General features: G+C 37.8%; 19 protein-coding genes and 1 pseudogene. 7 read left to right on the plus strand and 13 right to left on the minus strand.

What is annotated here, in order from left to right; genetic code table 11:
• Positions 1–10: 10 nt before the first annotated feature.
• The 3 genes from ACR1PO_RS08560 to ACR1PO_RS08570 all read right to left on the minus strand — a co-directional run bounded on the left by ACR1PO_RS08560 (position 11) and on the right by ACR1PO_RS08570 (position 757).
• Positions 11–142, minus strand: coding sequence for a hypothetical protein (locus ACR1PO_RS08560; protein ID WP_332385154.1), 132 nt, complete (start codon positions 140–142; stop codon positions 11–13).
• Positions 143–224: 82 nt separating this feature from the next.
• The gene (locus tag ACR1PO_RS08565) at positions 225–581 is read right to left on the minus strand and encodes a DUF7674 family protein (RefSeq protein ID WP_433986492.1); all 357 of its coding nucleotides are present in this window, start codon (positions 579–581) and stop codon (positions 225–227) included.
• Between the two features lie 11 nt (positions 582–592).
• A complete protein-coding gene (locus tag ACR1PO_RS08570; protein WP_241676876.1) occupies positions 593–757 on the minus strand; it encodes a hypothetical protein in 165 nt (54 codons plus the stop codon).
• 459 nt (positions 758–1,216) lie between these two features.
• On the opposite strand from ACR1PO_RS08570, the gene ACR1PO_RS08575 reads away from it, so the two are divergent.
• From ACR1PO_RS08575 to ACR1PO_RS08585, 3 genes are all read left to right on the plus strand, one after another.
• Positions 1,217–2,230 carry a nucleoid-associated protein gene (locus ACR1PO_RS08575; protein ID WP_332385156.1) on the plus strand — a complete coding sequence of 338 codons (1,014 nt, stop codon included), beginning with the start codon at positions 1,217–1,219 and terminating at the stop codon, positions 2,228–2,230.
• A 62-nt stretch (positions 2,231–2,292) separates the two neighbouring features.
• A complete protein-coding gene (locus ACR1PO_RS08580; RefSeq protein ID WP_433986493.1) occupies positions 2,293–3,255 on the plus strand; it encodes a hypothetical protein in 963 nt (320 codons plus the stop codon).
• A gap of 256 nt (positions 3,256–3,511) precedes the next feature.
• Positions 3,512–4,285 (plus strand): cyclase family protein, encoded by a 774-nt coding sequence (locus ACR1PO_RS08585; protein WP_433986494.1) that lies wholly within the window; start codon positions 3,512–3,514, stop codon positions 4,283–4,285.
• 97 nt (positions 4,286–4,382) lie between these two features.
• On the opposite strand, the gene ACR1PO_RS08590 is transcribed toward ACR1PO_RS08585, so the two are convergent.
• The 6 genes from ACR1PO_RS08590 to ACR1PO_RS08615 all read right to left on the minus strand — a co-directional run bounded on the left by ACR1PO_RS08590 (position 4,383) and on the right by ACR1PO_RS08615 (position 11,565).
• Entirely contained in the window at positions 4,383–5,135 is a 753-nt protein-coding gene (locus ACR1PO_RS08590; RefSeq protein ID WP_332385160.1) for a succinate dehydrogenase/fumarate reductase iron-sulfur subunit, read from the minus strand.
• A 12-nt stretch (positions 5,136–5,147) separates the two neighbouring features.
• Positions 5,148–7,064 (minus strand): fumarate reductase/succinate dehydrogenase flavoprotein subunit, encoded by a 1,917-nt coding sequence (locus tag ACR1PO_RS08595; RefSeq protein WP_332385161.1) that lies wholly within the window; start codon positions 7,062–7,064, stop codon positions 5,148–5,150.
• Positions 7,065–7,075: 11 nt separating this feature from the next.
• On the minus strand, positions 7,076–7,732 hold the full coding sequence (locus ACR1PO_RS08600) for a succinate dehydrogenase cytochrome b subunit (protein ID WP_332385162.1): 657 nt from the start codon (positions 7,730–7,732) through the stop codon (positions 7,076–7,078).
• A 16-nt stretch (positions 7,733–7,748) separates the two neighbouring features.
• On the minus strand, positions 7,749–9,179 hold the full coding sequence (locus ACR1PO_RS08605) for an anion permease (protein WP_089690053.1): 1,431 nt from the start codon (positions 9,177–9,179) through the stop codon (positions 7,749–7,751).
• Between the two features lie 20 nt (positions 9,180–9,199).
• Positions 9,200–10,363 carry a porin gene (locus ACR1PO_RS08610; protein WP_433986495.1) on the minus strand — a complete coding sequence of 388 codons (1,164 nt, stop codon included), beginning with the start codon at positions 10,361–10,363 and terminating at the stop codon, positions 9,200–9,202.
• A gap of 152 nt (positions 10,364–10,515) precedes the next feature.
• Entirely contained in the window at positions 10,516–11,565 is a 1,050-nt protein-coding gene (locus tag ACR1PO_RS08615; protein ID WP_433986496.1) for a linear amide C-N hydrolase, read from the minus strand.
• A gap of 382 nt (positions 11,566–11,947) precedes the next feature.
• Between ACR1PO_RS08615 and ACR1PO_RS08620 the strand changes: the two genes are divergently transcribed.
• From ACR1PO_RS08620 to ACR1PO_RS08630, 3 genes are all read left to right on the plus strand, one after another.
• The gene (locus ACR1PO_RS08620; protein WP_433986497.1) at positions 11,948–14,146 is read left to right on the plus strand and encodes an ATP-binding protein; all 2,199 of its coding nucleotides are present in this window, start codon (positions 11,948–11,950) and stop codon (positions 14,144–14,146) included.
• A 20-nt stretch (positions 14,147–14,166) separates the two neighbouring features.
• The gene (locus ACR1PO_RS08625) at positions 14,167–14,718 is read left to right on the plus strand and encodes a biliverdin-producing heme oxygenase (protein ID WP_433986498.1); all 552 of its coding nucleotides are present in this window, start codon (positions 14,167–14,169) and stop codon (positions 14,716–14,718) included.
• A gap of 116 nt (positions 14,719–14,834) precedes the next feature.
• Complete coding sequence (locus tag ACR1PO_RS08630) at positions 14,835–15,761, plus strand: malate dehydrogenase (RefSeq protein ID WP_034699354.1); 927 nt, start codon at positions 14,835–14,837, stop codon at positions 15,759–15,761.
• A 157-nt stretch (positions 15,762–15,918) separates the two neighbouring features.
• On the opposite strand, the gene ACR1PO_RS08635 is transcribed toward ACR1PO_RS08630, so the two are convergent.
• Both ACR1PO_RS08635 and ACR1PO_RS08640 read right to left on the minus strand, forming a co-directional pair.
• Positions 15,919–16,836 carry an alpha/beta fold hydrolase gene (locus tag ACR1PO_RS08635; protein ID WP_433986499.1) on the minus strand — a complete coding sequence of 306 codons (918 nt, stop codon included), beginning with the start codon at positions 16,834–16,836 and terminating at the stop codon, positions 15,919–15,921.
• A 46-nt stretch (positions 16,837–16,882) separates the two neighbouring features.
• Complete coding sequence (locus tag ACR1PO_RS08640; RefSeq protein ID WP_332385233.1) at positions 16,883–17,122, minus strand: PaaI family thioesterase; 240 nt, start codon at positions 17,120–17,122, stop codon at positions 16,883–16,885.
• Positions 17,123–17,279: 157 nt separating this feature from the next.
• On the opposite strand from ACR1PO_RS08640, the pseudogene ACR1PO_RS08645 reads away from it, so the two are divergent.
• A pseudogene (locus tag ACR1PO_RS08645) lies at positions 17,280–17,491 on the plus strand (IS3-like element ISElsp1 family transposase); the annotation flags it as partial.
• A gap of 96 nt (positions 17,492–17,587) precedes the next feature.
• Here the strand turns inward: ACR1PO_RS08645 and ACR1PO_RS08650 are convergent.
• Positions 17,588–17,998 (minus strand): hypothetical protein, encoded by a 411-nt coding sequence (locus ACR1PO_RS08650; protein ID WP_433986500.1) that lies wholly within the window; start codon positions 17,996–17,998, stop codon positions 17,588–17,590.
• Positions 17,995–19,694 (minus strand): RHS repeat-associated core domain-containing protein (locus ACR1PO_RS08655; RefSeq protein WP_433986501.1); only part of this gene is annotated, 1,700 nt, incomplete at its 5' end. The genes ACR1PO_RS08655 and ACR1PO_RS08650, both read right to left, overlap by 4 nt.

A 19,694-nucleotide genomic window follows, 5' to 3' on the forward strand; every position in this document is an offset into this window, starting at 1 on the left:
ATACCAAAATTTAAAGACAGGCTGCAAAAATAAATACTCCAACGATCACTGCGATGTGAGTGAGTAATATCTCTGTATTGTGCTTATTAGTCGTGGTTTTCCAGGTTTTCCAGTCTGAAATCCTTCTGATTTTATTTTTCATAATCTATTGATTGTGAGTTATTTTTATTTTTGTTTAATTTAAACACTTTGTAATGAAACGGATGAAAAATGTAACAAAACCTTTATATACCGTGACTGTAAATTTGTCTCGAATACACCTTCTGAAGGTTGGCAGAAATATGACTAAAAATCACTTTTCTGTATTCCTCACTGCAGAAGGCAGTGCAATTGTCCAGAGAATAGATAAAAGTGGTTTCAATAGCATTTTTTAATACCGTATCTCCGTCAGTGTATATTTTGTCCATTTTCTGTAAACTTCTGAAAAGCAGGTTTCTGTCATTCTGGCGGATCATATTTTTAATACGCTCTGTGAAGGTGCGGATAATGCTGTATGAGTTTTTAATTTTGATTTCTTTTACTTCTTTTTCAAAATCGGGAACCACGTCAGTGATTTCCTTTACGGCTTGTAAATAGTTCATAATATGATATTTTAATTTGGATTGTGTTCAAGCATTTTGATGATGGCACCAAAGATGAAAATGGTTAAAAAGGCAAAAAAGAGCAGATGATAAGGTTTCAGCCATTTGGGAGTCTCCGGGCCTTTGCTTTTTAATCTTCTGAGCTTGTCTAGTCTGTTTAAGGTTTTTAAGTCCATTTTTCTATGTTTTCAAATCATGATGCCAATGGTATTCCGTTGAAAATAGAATATGATTAAGATGTTGATATTTAATATATTGTGGTCTTGTTACCAGGCTTTTTAAACAAAAAAGCGTGTCAAAATGATAAGGTTTTTATCAAAATGGGAGAAAAAACAAATGACTTGCCTTAAAACTCATCACAAAGTCACAAAAGAGTTGAACTGTTAAATTATTTAAGGTCATCAGCTTCACGGATAAGAAGTACTCAGAAGTTTTGAAAATCTAAGATTTTCACCTTTAGTGAACTTTTTAGTTCGCATCATTGCGCTTCTAAAATGTGCTAAAAGATTTAAAATAAGAACTTTTGTGCCTTTTGTGGTTAAAAATAAAGTTTACGTTATCCCAAAATCAATATTATTTTTAAGTTTCGCAGTAAGGACAAGAATGAATATCTTTGCAGTCCAAATATTCAGAAAATGTTTTCAAAAATAATAGTACACAGAGTCGGAAATAAAATCAACGGAGATTCACTGACACTTTCCCAGGAAGAGTTGAAGCTTGAAGAAGGAATGGCAGAATTGCTGGAAGATTACTTTTTAGGATCTTTCAAATCGGAAGAAACTTTTCATTTTTACAGTGATACTTACCTGGTCAATAATCCGGTTTACAGTGCGGTATCTGAAATTTTTGATGATAAATCCAAGTTTATCTGGGAATCTGAGAATATTGCCAAACATCTTTTTGAAGCTGCAGAAAACCCAAGGGTTCAGAGCGGAGAACTTTTCATCGTACTTTTTGAAGATGAAAGTGACAGACCTGATAAAGTAGACAAAATCGGGATCTTTAAAACAGAAAAGAGAGAATCCTTCCTGAAAATCAATCCTGCAGAAGAAACATTTGATATTGAAAAAGATCAGGGGATCGGTTTATCCAAAATTGATAAAGCGGCTTTGATCTACAACAATAATAAAGAAACAGGATATGTACTTTCCGTAGTTGACAACAACAAAAACGGAGATATGTACTACTGGTTTGAAGATTTCCTGAAAGTAAAGCAGCGTGACGATGAATATTTTCATACCCAGGAAGCTTTAATGGTTTATAAAGATTATATCACCAAACAGCTTCCTCAGGAGTTTGAAGTTTCCAAAGCAGACCAGGCAGATTTTCTTAATAAATCTATTAATTTCTTTAAGGAGAAAGAAGAATTTAAGCTTGATGAATTTGCCAGTGAAGTATTGGGAGATGAGCATGTAATTGAAAGTTTCGTAAATTTTAAAACAGATTACGAGCAGGACATGCAGGTGAATATTGCTGAAGAATTCCCGATTAGTGAAGCAGCTGTAAAAAAGACGCAGAGACACTTTAAAAGTATTATTAAATTAGATAAAAACTTCCATATCTACATCCACGGAGACCGTCAGAAAATCGAAATGGGTGAGGATGACAAAGGAAAATATTACAGGCTTTATTTCGAAAAAGAAGTATAAAAAAGAAGTCTCCGGTTCCATAATAATATCATAACTTTATTGCTGATTACAAAATAACAGCTATGAAATTTCTGATCATTTTCTGGGGAATTTTTCTCTTTTTTTTCTGCGCTCCTTTTCCTATTTTATTGTATATGTTGAATGAGGAGGTGGCAACAGAACCGAGAAATTCATTAGCGGTAAGCTATGGGTATCTCGGTTTTTCTTTGTTAATTTGGGGATATGTGATTATTTTCTTTATCAATAAGCTTTTCATTACAACTTTTAAAGAGAAAAATACGATAAAGTCTATTCTTCGGAACGGAATTCCAAGAGAAGCCAAAATCATTGATTATAGACTCCTCAAATACATTGCTAAGAAAAACATGAACCTCATTCAGGTTACGCTTTCATTTCCCAATCTCAGCAATACGGTGATAGAACATAAAACGATGTTTCATGATTCTAAGCCCCACGAAAAGAGATTTGATGTAGGAAACAAAATAAAAGTACTGCTGAATCCTAAGGTATCGCAGGAACCTTATTTTATTTTAAGTGATCAGAAAGTAGGATTTAATACATCTGGAATACTTTTAAGAAGCGTGTTTCTTGTATTGCTGATTGCTTATGTTATTGGTCTATACTATTATTTTTATATGCGGGAATCCTTTGATTTCGGCTGGAGGTTTCTGACATTCATGCATCCGATTATTTTCAGCGGTGTGATGACAATCATCTATGTTTTGGTTTTTCAGTTGATTTTCGGCAGGCTTTTAAAAAATACAAAAGAAGAACGTATTCTTTTTTCAGGGAGAAATGCTGAAGCCCATATCATCAGCGTCAGTGAGACAGGTCTTCTTGTCAATAATCAGCCACAAATCATGTTTCAGGTAAGTTTTAAAGATTTCAGAGGAACTGAACATATTGCGGTATACAAGAAAATTGTCAGCTTTCTAAAGCTCTCTTCCATTCCTAAACAAGGAACTATTGAGATTATGTATGATGAGAATGATCCAAAGAAGATTATGATTCCCAGAGGGGTTTAGGGAGTAAAAAGGCGAAATAGCAAAAAGGCAAAACCGCTAAATATGATAACAAGACATCAGAACAATTAAATATTTTTTAGATGTAAAACTCTGTTTTTGAAATTGACTATTTAACATATAAAAAAATACCTGAATTCATTTTTTTAATAAATTCATTTTTGTTTAAATAATAAGGTAAAATCAACTCAGTTTATACGGAAAATTTTTAAGTAAAAAATATGTTTTCCTCAGATAAACAACTACTTAACATAATCATATGAAAACAACAATTGTCGATCTGACAAAACCTATCCAATACAATGCAGGAGATCCGTGGTTTATGCGGGTGAAAATTAAACATAAAGCCCACAGAAAATCACATTGGCTGATTCGTCTTGCATTAAGACTTCCATCAAGACTTTTTCCTAAAAACTGGACAGGCTGGGCAGATGACACCATCAAAAATATGGGGCTTCATGCTACAACACATATTGATGCTCCCTGGCATTATGGCCCTGTAGTAGAGGGAAAGCCTGCCAAAACGATAGACCAGATTCCGTTGGAATGGTGCTATGGAGACGGAATTGTGATCGACTGTACCCATAAAGAAGATTTTGTTGCCATCACCGTAGAAGATCTGAAAAAAGATCTCAATAAAAACGGCATTACCATCCGGGAAGGAAATATTGTTCTGATCAGAACAGATCGTGATAAAATGATGGGAACCCCGGATTTTGTAGAAAAAGGAACGGGAATGAGTAAAGAAGCTACAGAATGGCTGATTGACCAGGGCGTAAAAGTAATGGGAATCGACCAGTGGGGCTGGGATCTTCCTCTGAAATATATGGCTCAGAAAGCCAAAGAGATAAATGATCCTGAATTTTTCTGGGAAGGGCATCGCGTAGGAATCGAAAAAGAATATCTGCATATCGAACAGCTGACAAATCTGGGAGCATTGCCTCCATCCGGATTTAAAATTTGTGTATTTCCGCTTAAAATCGTTGGCGGTTCTGCTGCTCCGGCAAGAGTAGTAGCAATGATGGATGTATAGGAAATTAATTTTTCCAATTTTTTTAAAACAGAAAGGGAGAATTTGTAATATATAAATTCTCCCTTTTATCTTTTTACGATTTCGGTTTGCCGTTTTATTAACTTTTCTTCCTGAAAAATAGAGCTCTGTTATACTCGAAATTCATTCTGGCAATATTCAGTACGGAAATTCCCTGTGGGCATTCCACTTCACAGGCTTCTGTATTGGAGCAATGTCCGAATAATTCTGTATCCATTTGAGCTACCATATCCAGCACTCTCTTGCTTCGTTCTTCTTTTCCCTGAGGAAGGAGTGCCATGTGGGTAATCTTTGCAGACGTAAATAAGGCTGCACTTCCGTTTTTACAAGTGGCAACACACGCTCCACATCCGATACACGCAGCAGAATCAAAAGCTTCCTCGGCCGTCTGGTGAGTTACCGGAATGGCAGTGGCGTCAGGAGCCTGACCTGTATTCACCGATACAAAACCACCTGAAGAGATAATTCTGTCAAAAGCAGAACGATCAACTTTTAAATCTTTCTTCACCGGGAATGCTTCAGCACGGAAAGGTTCTATCAGAATGGTTTCCCCATCTTTAAACGATCGTAAATGAAGCTGGCAGGTCGTTGTATTTTTCAAAGGACCATGGGCAATACCATTAATCATCATTCCACATTGTCCGCAGATTCCTTCACGGCAGTCGTGATCAAATTCTACAGGTTCATCCCCCTCAATAATCAGCTTTTCGTTTAAAGTGTCCAGCATTTCTAAGAAAGACATGTGTGGATTCAACCCTTTAAGGTCGTAAGGGACCAGTTTTCCTTCACTTTTTCTGTCTTTCTGTCTCCATATCTTAAGATGTAAATCCATAATTTTCTGTTTTTATTTGTAACTTCTTACCGTTGGCTGAATTTCTTCAAAGATTAAAGGTTCCTTAATCAGTTCAGGTTCTCCATTTTCACCTTTCCATGCCCAGGCAGAAATAAATTGGTATTCCGCATCATTTCTCATCGCTTCGCCATCCGGAGTCTGGAATTCTTCCCGGAAATGAGCTCCGCAGGATTCGTTACGGGTTAATGCATCATAGCACATCAGTTCTCCGATTTCGAAATAATCGGCCACACGGCCTGCTTTTTCCAGTTCGGTATTCATTTTATTGCCCTGTCCGGAAACTCTTACATCTTTATAGAATTCCTGTTTCAGTTTTCTGATTTCCTGAATGGCATATTTCAGACCTTCTTCATTTCTTGCCAGTCCGCAATAATCATACAAGAGCTTTCCTAATGTTTTATGGAAATAATCAACGGTTTTGCTTCCTTTGATATTGATAAAACCATTAATCTGATCTTTAACTGCTTTTTCAGCCTGTTCAAATTCCGGAGTATCCGGTGAAATTTTTCCGGTATGAATTTCATCCGCCAGATAATTGGCGATAGTGTAAGGTGCAATGAAATATCCGTCTACTGAGGCCTGCAGAAGTGAGTTTGCACCCAATCTGTTCGCTCCGTGATCGGCAAAGTTAGCTTCGCCTAAAGCAAACAGCCCAGGAACGGTAGTCATCAGCTCATAATCTACCCAAAGGCCGCCCATTGAGAAGTGGGCAGAAGGGGAGATCATCATGGGTTCTTTATAGGCATCATATCCTGTAATTTTAAGATACATGTCAAATAAATTTCCATATTTTTCCCTGATCTTGTCTTTTCCCTGTTCCTGTATCGCTTTTGAAAAATCAAGATAAACGGCGTTTTTCAAGGGCCCGATTCCGAAGCCTGCATCAATTCTTTCTTTAGCTGCACGGGAAGAAATATCTCTCGGAGCAAGATTCCCAAAAGCCGGATATCTTCTTTCAAGGTAATAATCCCTTTCATTTTCCGGAATATCATTCGGCGGTCTGGTTTCACTTTGTTTCAATGGAACCCAGATCCGGCCGTCATTACGTAATGATTCAGACATTAAGGTCAGTTTAGACTGGTAATCTCCGGATTGCGGAAGGGAAGTAGGATGCACCTGAATCCAGCTTGGTGAAGCCATTAAAGCTCCTTTTTTATGCGCTCTCCAGATGGCAGAACCATTACATCCCATGGCAAGGGTAGACAGATAATAGATTTTTCCGTAACCTCCGGTTGCCAATATTACAGCGTGGGCTGCATGTCTTTCGATGTCTCCTGTGTCTAAATTCCTTACGATAATTCCTCTGGCTTTTCCATCAACAGTGACCAGGTCCAGCATTTCATGTCTTGAAAATAATTGTACAGAGCCTTTTCCGACCTGTCGCATCAATGCCTGATAAGCACCCAGAAGAAGCTGCTGTCCCGTTTGTCCTCTCGCATAGAAAGTACGGCTTACCTGAACCCCTCCGAATGAACGGTTGTTCAGATATCCGCCATATTCACGCCCGAAAGGGACTCCCTGAGCCACGGCCTGGTCAATGAGGTTCAGAGAACATTCTGCCATGCGGTATACATTGGCTTCCCGGGCTCTGAAGTCTCCTCCTTTTAAGGTGTCTACAAACATTCTGTATACACTGTCACCATCGTTTTTATAATTTTTTGCCGCATTCACACCTCCTTGCGCTGCCACAGAGTGTGCTCTCCTCGGGCTGTCCTGGAAACAGAATGATTTCACATTATATCCCATTTCTCCCAAAGAGGCTGCAATTGAACTTCCCGCCAGTCCGGTTCCTACTACGATAATGTCTAGTTTTTTACGGTTGGCAGGGTTAACGAGTTTTGCTTTCTTTTTATAATTTTCCCATTTATGTTCCAATGGACCCTGTGGTATTTTTGAATCTAAAATCATGATTGTTCCTTTTAATGATAAGTAAAGAATACATACACCGGCATTAATGCAAAACCTACACAGATAATGATTGAATAGGTAATTCCGATTGTTTTGAACCACTGTACGAACTTGGGGTGATATAATCCCAGCGTTCTTACTGCACTGTGTATTCCATGAATCAGGTGATAACATAAAGCGATCATTGATAAAACATAAATGATAACGTACCACCATTCTTTAAAGACATTCACTACCAGAATGTAGAGATCTTTATTTCCGTTCTCATCCAAAGGAGGAGTTCCGAATTTGTAGATATACCAGAAGTTCTGGAAATGAATCACCAGGAAGATCAGAACTAATGTTCCGAGAATTCCCATATTTCGGGAAGCCCATGTACTGGCTCTCTCACGTCTGTCCGACTGATAACTGCCACCGGACTTTCTGTTTTTTAAAGTAATAATCAGCCCGTCTACAGCATGCAGAATAATACTGGCATACAAGACGTAAGAAACTATTTTGATAATGATATTCCCTGATAAAAAATGCGAATAGGCATTAAACTGAAGGTGCGCCTGTTCTTGTGGTAGAAAAAGCTGGAGATTTCCAAGGAAATGAATCAACAGGAAGAATCCCAAAAAGAGTCCTGTAAGGCACATCAGCATTTTTCTTGACAGTGTTGATAACATATTTTTGATTTATTGATTAATAATATCCTAAGACTTTCATCCATAGTCCTCCTACAACCATATAAATGATCAATAGAACAATTCCTATTTCAAGACCTCTGAGCCACCATGCTTTCAGATCAACATACCCGCTTCCGAAAAATACAGGAGCCGGACCGTGACCATAGTGAGTCAGTACCCCATAAATTGAACCCATGAAACCCAGCATCATCGCCAATAGCATAGGAGGAATTCCCAGAGAAACACCTACACCCAGCAATGCCGCATACATGGCCGCCACGTGAGCGGTAGCACTGGCAAAAATATAGTGACTGAAGAAGTAAACCACAATAATAACAGGGAAGGCTACCTGCCAGCTCAATCCTCCGATCTGAACCTTGATAAGGTTACTGAACCAGCCAATGAAGCCCAGTTCATTTAAGGAGCTTGCCATCATGACCAATACGGCGAACCAAACGATCGTGTCCCATGCTCCTTTTTCACCTTTTACATCCTCCCAGGTCAATACTGAAGTTAATAACAGCAATGTCAATCCGATGAATGCAGTAGTTGTGGCATCAATAGAAAGTGCTCCGCCGAATATCCAAAGGGCCAGCAGGATAAAGAAGGCTAACAGCATCAGCCATTCGTTTCTGGAGATAGGTCCCATTTCTTTTAATTTCTCTGCTGCCATTTTCGGAGCATCCCCTGTTTTTTTCAATTCAGGCGGATACAATTTGTACAATACCAAAGGAACCACAAAGAATGCTACCGCCCCGGGAATGAAACCCGCTGCAGCCCATGACATCCATGTAATATCAATACCAAGGTTAGCCGCAAACTTCTGACACATCGGATTACTGGCTGTCCCGGTAAGGAACATAGAAGAAGCGATGAGGTTCATGTAGTAACTGTTTAAAGTCAGGAATGAACCTAATTTTCTATGGGTTTCCGGCTTTTCAGGAACAGAATCAAAGCTTATGGCCATAGATTTCATGATAGGATAGATAATCCCGCCACCTCTTGCAGTGTTACTCGGAATGGCAGGTGCCAGACAAACATCGGCAAGCCCTAATCCGTAGGCCAGCCCCAGTGAACTTTTCCCGAAAACTCTGATGAATAAAAAAGCTATACGGTTTCCAAGCCCTGTTTTGATAAACCCTCTGGCAATAAAGAATGAAATCCCGATCAGCCAGATTACTTTGTCTCCAAAACCGGACAGTGCTTTAGTAATGGATTTTCCTGCATCTCCAGGAGCAACCACCTGTGTAAGGGCTGTGAAACCGATGGCCATCATACACATTGTACCCATTGGAGCTGCTTTAAGGATAATGCCTAAAATGGTTGCTGCAAAGATGGCAAACAGGTGCCAGGCATTTTCGGCAACGCCTTCCGGGGCAGGAATGAACCATATGATCAACGCAACAACAAATGTGATCGCTACGTTTTTAATATTAATTTCTTTCATGATACTAACTGTTTAATCGTTTAAAACCTACTCTGTACTTGTACTATAAATAGATTATTGTTGTATTGTGAGGTGTTTTCCACCTGATGTTTGTAACGGTCAAACTGTACTCCCAGCTGAATTCTTGCGCCGTAATTTTTCAGGAATTCCAATCCGAACATCGGGGTGATTGTCTGTCTTGGGTTGGAAGCCATTCTGAAATTGGTATCAAGATATTCGTAACGGCAGGAAAGTTCAAAGGCACTGAGATTTTTATGGTTGATTTCATATCTCAGATTCGGAAGGAAATAAACGCCGCGGATCAGGTACTGATCAGGGTTCTCAGGGCGCAGTTCAGGGGCAATGGAATTATACAGAACATGGTTGGTGGCCTGTTTGCCTTCCAGCTGCATGTCAAGACTCCATTTAGGATCAAACTGAATCAGTGAGCTCAGATCTACTCCCAAAGCATATACTTTTTTGCTGAAAACTTCCCCGATACCTCCATTCAGGCCTACATTGAAATTATATTTTTTGGATAATCCGAATACAAGACGGGTGGAATACTGTTTTCCGTTGTCATTATCATTAATCTGGTTCTTTCCGTTTCCGTTAACTACTGAAACCGCATATTGGAAAGGAATTTCTCCCAGCTGAAGCTGTCCTGTAGCAGACATTCCGATCTGGAAACTTGTCCAGCCCAGCTTTCCGAATTCCGTATACTGGTTAGACCAGTCTAAAGATTTAATGATATCAATAGGATAAGTCTCTTCAATACCGAACCAAGGTCTGAACTGTCCTACAGTAATCGCTAATTTTGGATTGAAAGTATATTTCAGGTAAGCATTTTCAAGAACTCTGCTTTTAGGATCATTTTTAAAGTCTGCAAGGTTGGCCAGTACGACAACTTCTGTACGTTTACTGATCTGGGCCCGAACCTGAACCCTCATATATTTGAGCATAAAATTATTATCAGTTCCGGAACCATCGGTATGATGGAGTCCGTTAATATCTACGTCTTTACTCATCCCTACAAGATAACGCGCCTGAAAAAGGCCTTTGATCTGCAGCTGAGGATATTTAATATTGTCTTCCTGCTGTGGGTGGGTGGTCTTCAGAGAATCCTGATTCTGTGCATGGGCAGCTAACCCGCAGGCAAGCATACACAGAATGAGGCTTTTCTTTTTAATTGAAAAAAAGGCCATATCTATTTTTGTTTTTTTATTGTAATTTCATTTACCACATATATCTTACATGCATTTGAATGATCATACATTCAGTCATAGTGCTGCATACTTAGGTCTTCATCTGCAGAGATCAGATTTTGCTTAAGCATAAGTGTTTTGTGGTGAAATATCTATTTTAAACCTAAGAACGTGAATGGTGCGGATTCTTTAAATTCTGCATTGGTTTTACCATTGTAGGTACGGTAGTTACTAAGATCCAGTTTCATCACTTTTCCTTTAAGGCTCAGATCAAAATCTTTAAGGTCTACCCAGAAAGTATTCGGTGTAAAAACCGTTTCAAAATAATACACCAGGTTTTTCTGATCCGAAACGGAACGCCATCTTGTTGAAGAAATATTAGGCTCTGTGGCAGAAGTAATTCCGTAAGGTACTGAACAGTTTCTGATGACGCTGAAGACACTGGCTACCGCTGTACGGATATCTGCAGTCTGTGGAATCGCATTGATGTAGTAAGAAGCTCTTACAAAGCGGTCTGCAGCGCGGTTGGTTCCCGGAAGCATAACGGTTCCCGGAATTCCTTTCCAGTAATTATTAAGAGCCAGCTGCTCTTCAAAAATAGGAGAGTTGGTCATTACTGTATAAGACGGGTCATGATGAATTACCAGTTTTCCGTCAATATATTCAAATACAGCATTGTCTCCCGAAGCATCAGAAATAGAAAGGTGGACGGTTGTAAACCTTTCTGTTCCCGGAATGTAATCACTTACAATAACGAAAGGTTCTTTACGTGAAAATTCCACAGCTTCTTTTACGGTGGCAAAATTATCCAGATAATATTGAGCCCATAATGAAATGGCAATTCCCTTTTTACTTCCTTTCCCATCGAATTTAGGATACTGGGATTCTCCTAGCCAGAGCAGGTTGGCAACCAATCCTTTTTCGTTCATTCCGTCTGCTGAAGCAATGTCCCATGAAGAGCTTACAAGGCTTCCGTATTTGGCAGTCCATTTTACAGATTTCGGGCCTACCAGCCCGTTGCGGTCTATTCCTTTCGGAAGTACCCAGAGGTTGACAGGGATTTCGTCACGCCAGTCCATGGAACGTGCTGTAATAACGGTATTCTGAGGACCTTTATATACAACTCTTGTACATGCCTCTGACGGATTCCATAATCCTATAGAGAGAATCAGAGAAAATAAAATTAATGGGAACTTTTTCATAATAGTATTATTTGAATTTAAATTTTATATTGAATTTTTTGTTAATAATTCAATGTATTTTGATCATATTCATTATTTGGTGATATAAATTTAGCAAAATTTGTTTAAATAAAATAATTATAAGAGTTAATAATATGTAATTTATGTTATGAATCATAGTTAAAGGATGATAATTGGATTGTAAGATTTTTTTTTGTATATTTTAAAGATTTGACATAAAAAAAGGTAAAAAAAGAAGAATATTTGAATATGTTTTTTACTCCTGTTTTATCATCGTTATATACCATAAGACGCTGGTTGAAAGAGGTTTGAAATTAAGTACCACAAAATAGAAAGCTGTTAATAAAAATCGTTATATTTGATTAACAGACTGAAAAGATATATGAATTTTATAGAATGCCATGAAGAGCCTATCCATATTCCGGGTTCTATACAAAGTTTTGGCTATTTGATTGGCATTGATGCAGAGCTCCATACCATTACTTTTTTTAGCAGGAATATTTCGGATCTATTTAAAATCGGGAACTCGGAGGAGCTGTTCGGAAGAAAGCTTACTGATTTCCCGGAAAGTTTTCAGGGCATTATTGATTCAGAAATCTATACTTCACTGGACAAGTTTACCAGACGCAGTAATGAGACTTATTTCGACAAAATTTTTATCAACGGTAAAGAATATCACTTTTCTGTTTTCAGGAGTAAGCTTTATATCTTTCTGGAGTTTGAAGAGGTACTGATTAATCCCAATAAACGGATTTCCAATAAATATGATAATTTTTACGTCATAGATAATGAAAAGGAACTCTGGAATCATTTGCTGGAAACACTTTCAAAGGTGGTAAATTATGACCGGATGATGGTCTATAAATTCATGATGGACGGTTCCGGAAAAGTAATTGCTGAAAAGAAAAATGAGAATATGGAAAGCTTTCTGGGTCTTCACTATCCGGAGTCTGATATTCCGAAGCAGGCAAGGGATCTTTATCTGAAAAAAAGAAAAAGAATCTTCAGCAATGTATATGCGGATACAGTTCCGGTTCTGAGCAAAAGCCCGGACCATATTGATCTTACTTTCTCAGCGTCCAGAGCAATGTCACCTGTTCACGGACAATATCTGAAAAATTCCGGTGTCGCATCAAGTTTCAGTGTTTCTATTATTATTGATGATCACCTTTGGGGGCTGGTAACATGCCAGAATGTGGAACCCAAGCATATTGATCTTGAAGACAGGGTACAGGCGGGGATTTTTACAGCCCTTGCTGCGAACGCTTATTCTTCTTTTAAATCAAAAAGCGAACTGAATTACCGTCTGGCGCTGAATGAGAGAATGTCTCAGCTGAAAACGGAGTTTTTAAAACATAATATTTTGTTTGATTCTCTTATCGAATGTAAGGAAGAGATCAGAAATTTACCCGAAGCAGACGGACTTGCTATTGTTTCGGAAGAAAATGTCGTAACAGATGGCCGCACGCCGGATCTGGAAAGTATTAACAGAGTAGTGCAGTGGGCTCTTGGTAATACATCTGAACGCATCTTTGTGAGCAGAAGCTTTCTTAAAGATCATGGTGAGGAGCTTGGGCTGTCTGAAAATGCTGCAGGAATCATTATTTATTTTATCGAAAGAGAGAAAACTGAAATGCTGGTCTGGTTCAGGAAAGAATTTGATGAACATATCAACTGGGCAGGAAATCCGGAGAAGAAAGTAATGGTATTTTCTCAGAACGGGGAAGAAAAACAAATGATCTCGCCAAGAACTTCCTTCCGGATTTTTACAGAAAATATAAAAGGACAGTCGAAAAGATGGAATTCCCGGAATATAAGCGCTGTACAGGCTATAAGAGATCTTATCCTGGAAACTTCCCATAAAAATTATAATGCGATCAAAAGGCTTAATGATGAGCTTAAAAAGGTAAATGAGGAGCTTGACAGTTTTTCATATACTATTTCGCACGATCTTGGAACCCCGCTCACCGTAATGAAACTGAATGCTCAGATGCTTTTGGGAAATCTTACGGATGATTCCGGGAAAAGCAAAACCAAGATCAATACAATTATTGAGGAAATCGACAATATGGCGGAAATGATGCATGATGTCCTGCAGCTCAGCCGTGCAAAATATAGTGAAATCCAGCTTGAGCGCCTTAAAACAGTTTATACGATTGAGAAGATTTCTGAAAACGCCAAGATGACCTACGGCAGTCCGAACAGTGAGATCATCATCAAGGAATGTCCGGACGTACTGGCTGATAAAACACTGCTTCATCAGGTATTTCTGAACATCATTAATAATGCCGTGAAATATTCTTCTCATAAAGAAGTTCCTAAAGTAGAAATTGAAGGAACAGAAGATGGACAGACCATTATTTACAGAATTTCTGACAATGGAATTGGTATTCCTGAAGAAGAAAAACATAAGATGTTTAAGATCTTCAACAGGATGGATAATGCCAAGAAGTTTAAAGGAAATGGAGTAGGGCTGTCTATTGTACACCGTATTATGAAAAGAATAGGCGGAAATGTTGATTATGAAAGTAATAATGAAGGGACTTCCTTTATTTTAACGTTTAAAAAGCCTTACATTTGAGAAACTTTTAAAACGTTATTATGGTAACAGAATATCTTAAGCAGAATACGGCAGACTATCACGATGCAGCAGAAAAACTTTTTAATTCTGAAAAGATTTTCAACAAAACTTTCACTTTAGAGGATTATAAAAAAATCATTCATACCAATTACCTGATGCTTCTTCACAGTGAAGATAAAATATTCAGCAGTCTTTCTGATAAGTATGCGGAAAAACTTCAGCTCGATTCACGAAAGAAGCTTTCCCTTATCGAAAAAGACCTGAAGAGCCTCTCCCTGGAAAATCAGGAAGCTTCTCACGATCTTGAATTTGACAATGAGCATGAAGCGCTCGGAGCTATGTATGTGATTGAAGGTTCCACACTTGGCGGAAACGTTATTGCAAAGCAGCTATCTAAAACAGCAGGTTTCGATGAGGTAACTTTCAATTTTTTCGGTTGCTATCAGGAAAATACAGGACCTATGTGGAAAAACTTTAAAGAAGTTCTGGATACAGAGGTGGCTGAAGAAAACTATAACGAAGTGCTTTCCGGGGCAAAAAAACTCTATACGTTTTTACTGAACGTCAATTAATTCATTTAATTCTAATTAAATTTCTGAAAAATTGCGCAATTTTTCAGGAATTGTTAAATTTGGGGAGTTTCAAATTTAAACTTAACTAACAAAAAAATAATTTAAAAAGTAACAATATGAAAGTAACTGTGGTAGGTGCAGGCGCTGTAGGAGCAAGCTGTGCAGAATACATCGCAATGAAGAACTTCTGTTCAGAAGTAGTTTTGGTAGACATTAAAGAAGGGTTTGCTGAAGGTAAGGCAATGGATTTGATGCAGACAGCATCTCTTAACGGATTTGATACAAAAATTACGGGTACAACAGGAGATTACAGCAAAACTGCAGGTTCTCACGTGGCAGTAATCACTTCAGGGATTCCAAGAAAACCTGGAATGACAAGAGAAGAATTGATCGGTATCAATGCCGGTATCGTGAAAGAAGTTACTGAAAACTTAGTAAAACATTCTCCGGAAGTAATCATCATCGTGGTTTCTAACCCAATGGATACTATGGCTTACCTTGTTCACAAAACTTCAGGTCTTCCTAAGCACAAAATCATCGGAATGGGTGGTGCATTAGACTCTGCAAGATTCAAATACAGATTGGCTGAAGCATTAGAAGCTCCGATTTCTGATGTTGACGGTATGGTAATCGCTGCCCACAGTGATACAGGTATGCTTCCATTATTGAGCAAAGCGACAAGAAATGGTGTTCCTGTAACTGAGTTCTTAAGCGATGAGCAACAAAAATATGTAATCGAAGAAACTAAAGTAGGAGGAGCTACTCTTACCAAATTATTAGGAACTTCAGCATGGTATGCTCCAGGTGCAGCCGTTTCTGTAATGGTTCAGGCAATTGCATGTGACCAGAAGAAAATGATCCCTTGTTCTTTAATGCTTGAAGGTGAATACGGACAAAACGATATCTGCTTAGGTGTTCCGGCTATCATCGGGGCTAACGGAGTAGAATCAATCGTAAACGTAACATTGACTGCTGAGGAGCAATTGAAATTTGCTGAAGCTGCTAATGCGGTAAGAGAAGTGAACGGAGATCTTAAATTCTAATATTTACCAGCTTTTAAGCAGGAATTAAAATAGATAAAGTCCGGCTGTTTCAAAATTGAAACAGCCGGATTTGTTTATGAGTATTTGAATGTTGGGAAATTTTCGGCGCGGCCGGAGGCCGCGCCGAAAATTTCATTTAAAATTATAGGTATATAATTTATTTCATTGTATCCACAAAGTGAGTTACAGCCTTCACAAATTCTTTATTTTTTTCGTAATACAAAAGATGTCCGCCATCAATGGAAACTACTTTCTGATTGGTAAACTGAAAGGTTTTATAATGTTGGGTTCCGACTGCCTTATCTTTTTTTCCGGTGATGGTCAGTACAGGGACTTTGATGTCTTTTGTTATGGGTGCATAATCAGCATAATATTCAGGAAAATCTTTGGGTTTTGAGATCACCGCCATTCCGAAGTCGATGATACGGGGATGGAGAGAATCTGTTTTATCCATCTGTTTTATGGTTTCTATATCTTCAGTAAGGAATTTGTACCCGATTCTTTTTTTTCTTAATGCACTGCTGATTTTAGAAAGCTCTGCAGAAAGGCTGTCTTTAGGAACAGGTCTGTTTTTTGCCTGTAGAAGACTGTTTCCATATTCAATCTGTTCTTTGACGGATTCGTCATTCAGAAAATGAAGCGTAACGTTGGCCAGAATGATTCCTTTGGTATGCTGAGGATATTTTTTTGCATAATTAACGGCTATGATTCCGCCAAAGGAATGAGCCAGTAAGAATACCTTTTCCAATTTCAGATGCTGTCTCAACTCTTCAATATCCTGAATCATTTTATCAAGATGATAGTTATCCGATGTACCGGATGCTCCGGAACCCCGCTGATCCATATAAATCATCCGTATATTTTTTTCAAGGTTGTTTCCTCTCATCAGTTCAAAAGATGGATATCCCTGTCCCGGACCGCCTGGAATATAAATGCAGGTTTCTCCTTTTCCGGAGACTTTATATTTGATCTTTACATGATCTGAGGTTTCAAAGTAACCTTCAGATGGTCTATTCTGAGCGGAAACGACATTCAGAGAAGTGATAAAAAGGAGTAAAAGCACAATTGTTTTCATACCATTATAACAATTGTAAGGGGTTATTTATTACTAAAATAGCCAATTATCTTCCTTTTGCCTTGTCTCCTCTTAAGGCCATAACAGTGCTGGTTACTGCTGCTACCAGTTTTCCTTCGGTATTGGTTATTTTGCAATGATAGACAGTGATGGTTTTACCGGATAGTATCGGCCTGGCATGAGCCGTAAGCTTATCTCTCCATGTTGGACGGAAAAAATTAATCTTAAGTTCTATACTGGTAAAACTTTCTCCTTTATTCATCAAGGTAGAGTGGGCTGTTCCGATGGTTGCATCTTGTTAGATGATTTTAATTGATGAAAAACTATAATATTATATAAAATATCAATCACTATGATAATTCCACAAGATTTTAATAAATATATAATTGCTCTCATGACAATTTATTAAATTTAAAATGTGTGCTCACAATCAAGAGACTTTGCGTAGTAGAGGTATTCTGAAATATGAGTTTGGACTAATTGATATGTTTGAATATTTTAAAAACTTCTTACGACAATTTGATCAACCAATTTATTTTACAATAATTTAAGACCTCATATGAATTATAATATTTCAACCCAATTGCACGTGAGAAATAATGCAATTAAAAACCTAAAAACAAATCAGAATGGGAAAATTCCCACTCTGATTTAACTGAAGCTCTATTGTAACTTTAAAAAAATGTTTGGTTGTTTTTATCCTCTACTACAAAAGATACACTAACCTAGTAAGTAAAATTTTCATTTCTAATTATTTTTTTGCCCATTCAGGAAATGTTTCCCAACCCCCTGGAGGAGATTTCTGGATACTATCAGGAATAGGAATATTTGGATAAATGTTAGAAAATGAATTATCTTCTAAAGAAAATTGTACCAAATATCTTGCTGGTATTTTTACTTCAGAATCTTGTGCATAAATGTTTGTAGTTTCATATTTTTTACCATTTACACTATAATTAAATCTAATTCTTTTATAGGATATTATTGGCCAATACATTTTTGTAGCATACCCAATTGTGTAATTACCAGCTTTAACAGGAGATTGTTTATTATATATATAAATAAATAAAGGAGAAACCATTATCATAATGATTAAATAGTTCCATTTTGATTTTCTTTCAAAAATATAATAATTTAGTTTAGCTAATAACCTATTTATCATTGTATCTTATTTTGAATAGTTGCTCTTGTATAATCAGGACCACTCGTATATATATGTGAAACAGCTGTCCCTATTGTTTGTCCTAAACCTGAAGTCTTTTGAGTTACAGCTTGTTGAAAAGCTGAAGAGCCAGTTATTTTATTTACCAATGTTCCTCCTGCAGCACTCATTGATGCTTGAATCATGTAAGTTCTAGCAGATACGCCACCTGTAAATACTGTTTTACTATCTGACATATTAATATTTACAGCAGTTGAAATAACTGCATTACCTACCGGGCTCATTCCTATCCCCGATAAAGCAGATTGTGTTAAATTTATATTCTGTACAGCCTCCATGAAGTTCCCACCATTAGTTGTAAAATTTGCTGCTGCCTGTACTGAAGCATCAGTAAGTGACTTAGCTGCAAAAGATCCTATAGTGATTTCTCCTGACAAAGCAAAACCTCCAGTTCCTCCTGTTGCTAGTGCTAATGGAACACCTATAAATAATGCCTTCTCAACACCTTCTAATTGCTTACATGCTGTACAATTATTAATGGCTGTTCCTAATCTTTCTCTATTAACATTAGTGAAATCCTCAGACCAGTTTCCATTTTCTTTTAAAGTTACTTCTGATCCTGAAATAGATGTATATGTATTATTCGTTTTTCCATCAGAATAACTATCATAGCCTGCTGCTGCTGCTTGTGATGCACTTTTTATCTTATCATCCCAGTGCCATGTTGTACTTCCATTTTCATCAGTTGTCCCTACCCAATCTTCTAATCTTCCATCAGGATCTATAAATCTGATTGGATTGTTATAGGCATATCTATATGGCGTCCATCTTCTGTCTTTCTCTGCCAGCGGATCCACCACACCCCATCGTCCTAAGTCAGGCATATAAAACCTTGCTCCATAATCATACATCCCTGTTTCCTGCAATTCTTTACCATTGTACTTGTAATTATACGGAACTCCTCCAAAAGGAACCGGTACAATAGTTCCGTTCTGGTGCTTTAACCCAAAAGGATAATAGTTATTGGCATCAATAACCTCCAGTGCAGTACCATTATTCTTATAGCTCACTCTTATATTGCCTAAATGATCCGTGTAATTGTAAATATACTTATTTTCCGTAAAATCATAATACCCTTCTGAGGTAGGTACAAATTTCAATACCGGAACGGTGTAAAGAGAGGCTGACGTATCATAGGCATGTCTGTTATCATACTGGAAACCGTCTAGATAATTGGTTTCTATGGACCCGTTATTACTGTATGTTTTAGAGACTTTTGTTCCGTCTGCCCTGTAGGTGTAGCTGGTTGTAGAGCTATCCATTATCCCTGCATTAACTGCAATACTATTGGGCAGACTCAGGTAATTGTAACTGATCTTCATTTTTTTATCAGGATGATCCGTCATATTCCCATTAAGGTTATAGGCCATGGTTCCCTGCAAAGCATTATATCCTGAACTGTTGTTAATGACACCGGGAGGAAGGGTAATTTTGTCCAGGGTATTACTTTTGTCCCCATTCTGATAGTTGTAGACCAGATCATCAATCTTCTCTGCGATAGTTCCCCCGGAAACAGGCACTGAAAATCTTTTTAAGGTTTTAATATTTCCATTGAGATCATAAGTAAGCTCTTCATTAAAATAATTATTCTGGGCTACAGAAGAATTGGGCTCGGAATATACTCCTTTTAACATCC

The sequence above is a fragment of the Chryseobacterium amylolyticum genome, assembly GCF_051011775.1.
In the GTDB taxonomy this organism is placed as follows: domain Bacteria; phylum Bacteroidota; class Bacteroidia; order Flavobacteriales; family Weeksellaceae; genus Chryseobacterium.